This window comes from Zooshikella harenae (assembly GCF_018837975.1).
In the GTDB taxonomy this organism is placed as follows: domain Bacteria; phylum Pseudomonadota; class Gammaproteobacteria; order Pseudomonadales; family Zooshikellaceae; genus Zooshikella; species Zooshikella harenae.
The window spans coordinates 1-3294 of the sequence record NZ_JAGSOY010000161.1; the positions used below are offsets into that span (position 1 = coordinate 1).

The window sequence follows — 3294 nt, forward strand, 5'->3', positions numbered from 1 at the left end:
CGGCAATATTTTATGGGAGTATGCGTTTAATTGGCCTTTTATTATTCCAGCACCACTACTGGATGATGATTACATTTATATTACCGCAGATGAAGCTGAGAAAAATACATTTCCAATATATACAGCATTGTTAACACAAGCGAAAGATTCCAGTGCTAACTATAGGGTTGAATGGAAAGCCAGTGGTGCAGGTATAGTGGAACCAGCATATGAAGTAAGTGACAATGCGGTGTTTCAAACGTTTTTAAAATTACCAACAACTGCAGGAGAAACAGTTTATGTGACGGCCAACCATAACTCCTCTGGTGGTGCTGAGATTAAATCTGCTGAGTACTTTATTGAGCCTGGAGAGCCTGCTGCAATAGAAGTGACCCAATCAGGGAAGACAGTGATTGGCGGGCTTGGAGGTATTGACCTAAACATTACTGTTAAAGATAAATTTGGAAACAGAGTATCTAATGGTACTCCAGTTGACATTAATGCACCTGGTTTAAGAGTTAAAGGTGGAAGAACAACGGTAAATGGTAACTTAAATGTAAAATTGATTGGTTATGAAACGGCTGGAGAACAAAAGGTAATAATAAAGTCTGGAGAGGTTGAAACGAATACTTCAGTTAATATCCACGATATTGAGCTTGCCATAGATGTTGAAAGTAAAATTACTGTGGGGAAAACAGTTCCTGTTACAGTAAACGTAAACAGTGAATATGGTGACCTTTCAGGATTGAAAATTCGTTTAGCAAGTGTTAGAGGCAATCTCGCCAACAATAATTTGGTTATTAAAGAAAATGTAGGAAAGACAAAAGTCTTTGTTGGAAACTATCGAGGAAATGGGCATGTCTATGCTGTATTAGGCAAAAGAATTATTAAGAAAAAATTCGAAGTCATTGAACCAAAGGGCATTCCCTACATACTTGATAATTTACTTGTGACGGATAAACAAGGTCCAGGAAGCTTCATGGCGGAAGGTCACAAAGTAGAATATACGAATCGTACTCATGTTGTTGTGCCTGGTAAAGCAGGAGAAGATATCGAACTCTCTTTATTGGATTATCTAAAACCACCCTTAGTTCCAACACTAAATTTGCCGATGAGATCTAAACCTGCAGCGGGCAATATTTATGATGTTAGCCGAGGGCATCAAGGGAGTGTATTCAATGTTGACTATACCACTGAGTATAACAATAAGTTTAAATCTGCATATGTATTCTCAGGTAAGAGCTTAATAAAATTTACTGATACATCTGGGTTATATAGTAGTGGTAACGTTGGTTTTGTCACTGATATAAAACCTAAAAATTTGAGTGGGGTTATTATAGATTATGCTGCAGCAGGTTTAACTTTAAAAATTAAAGAGCAAAAGTTACTGCTGGAATATAAGACGAAAGATAACCTTTATCAGCTGGTTAGCGATGAGCTTAGTGAAAATCAGTGGTATGCAGTCGCGGCTCATGTCATAGAGGATAAGTTAGTACTTCAAGTTAATGAAGAAATACGTACTTCTAGTATTGATGCTAATAGTGAAATAAAAAGAGCAAGTTATGCTTTGAAGGTTGGTAGTAGATACTCTGGTTTAATATCGGGAGTATCGCTTTATAATTGGAATGAACCAAAAACAATAAGTTTTGCGGATGAGAATGATCGCTTTTCTACAAAGGTTGGAAACGATGGATACGCTAAAATACCAATAAAGATTAATAATACACCCTTTGTAAGTGCCGCATTTGAGAAAAATTCACGGTTAAGAAATACATTACCAGGAAGCTTTTTGATAAATAGTGCATTTGCAGATGAAGTTGACAATGATGCATGTAGAAACTATGTACCGAATGATGTAGATATTTTTTCACTAGGAGGTGCATATCTAAAGTTTATTGCTGAGTGTGATATTCAAAATAGAATTAGTGAAGCAAAAATAGCAATTAAAACAGCAACAAGTAAGACTGATCGCATTGTCGCAATGATGAGTTATGCTTTGTATCAAAAGACATACTATCAGCTCTATGCTTCAGGTGTAATGGTTGAAAATGGACCTGAGTGCTTTGAGGGAGCGTTTATAGGGAATGTAGATAGTGTTGCGGCTGGTGTATGTGACTTTGCAACATCATTATTACTAATCGGGGATATTAGAGACTTTTTAAAGCACAGTTACTATTTGTTTAGTGATGATGAAGACTTTGATAAGCCAACATATGTTTTTGCTTCTTTAGGAATACTGACAACGTTAGCAGAGGTCACAGGTGTCGGTGTTGCTGTGGATGCTGCGGTAGCTGGTGGGAAAATATCATCCAAAATTTTAAAAAATAGTGCAGTTATAAGACATTTGACTGATTACATTGATGATAAAATACTTAGTTTACCAATGGATGAATTATCTAAGGGCTTAAAGAAAATTCTTCCAATGTTACAAGTTGTTTCCGTAGTTAGCTTTTATGGTGGAGACATAAAGAAACTATTGGTGGATGCAATAGAAAGTCCTGAAGATTTTATAGCTTGGGTCGATTATTTAGTAATCTATTTTGAACGATGGGATGGCGTTGAAGATGCCTTTTCAGTATCCAGTCGTGATATTTTAGATTGGTTTATTGCTTCAGCTAATGCAAGTACTCCAGATAAACTTATTGAAAAGTTAATGTCGAAAGGTGTAAAAAAGTTTGTAAAGTTATTAGAGAATGTGAGTAGTGAACAACACGCATTACATATAAGCTTTGTAAAGAATCCATCAACGGGTAATGTTGGTCAAGAGTTTACAGATGCCATTTCGGCACTAAATCGCCTGCCAGATACACCTAGTGCTAAAGAGGTACGTGCTATAATGCATGAAGAGCCTGTCGTATATGGAATTATGTTAATAGATTATATTGGAGGGAAAAAGGCTGTTGAAGCTTTACGCAGATATCCTCTAGGACAAAAATCGAGCCCATTTCGAGATAAAAGTTTTAAGGCTTTTTTTGAGGATATTTCATATATATCAGTTCTTGCCGAACAAAATAAAATAAGCAAAAAAGCTTTAAAGAAATTGAAAAAAGAGTTTCATGATCTAGGAAGGGTGATTCAAAGTGCAAAAAATGGCAATCAAAATCAAATTAATGTACATATGGCTAAAGGAGTTGCTGGTGTAATCACTGCAATACGACGCATTGCAGATAGAGGAAAAGTTATCGCAGATCTGGAGGTTGAGGAAGTATTTATAGATGGAGTGGGAAAAACTTCTGGAAGAAGAATGGATGTTAAAACCGCTGATGGTGAATTGATCGAAGTTAAAGGCTGGTGTTTTTTTAATATGGCCCTTAG

Annotated in this window: 1 protein-coding gene; it reads left to right on the forward strand. The window is 36.2% G+C overall.

The features are described from left to right. Window positions 1-3294, forward strand: a 3294-nt coding sequence (locus tag KCG35_RS24110; RefSeq protein WP_215822409.1) for a LamG domain-containing protein, incomplete at both ends; no start/stop codon positions are given.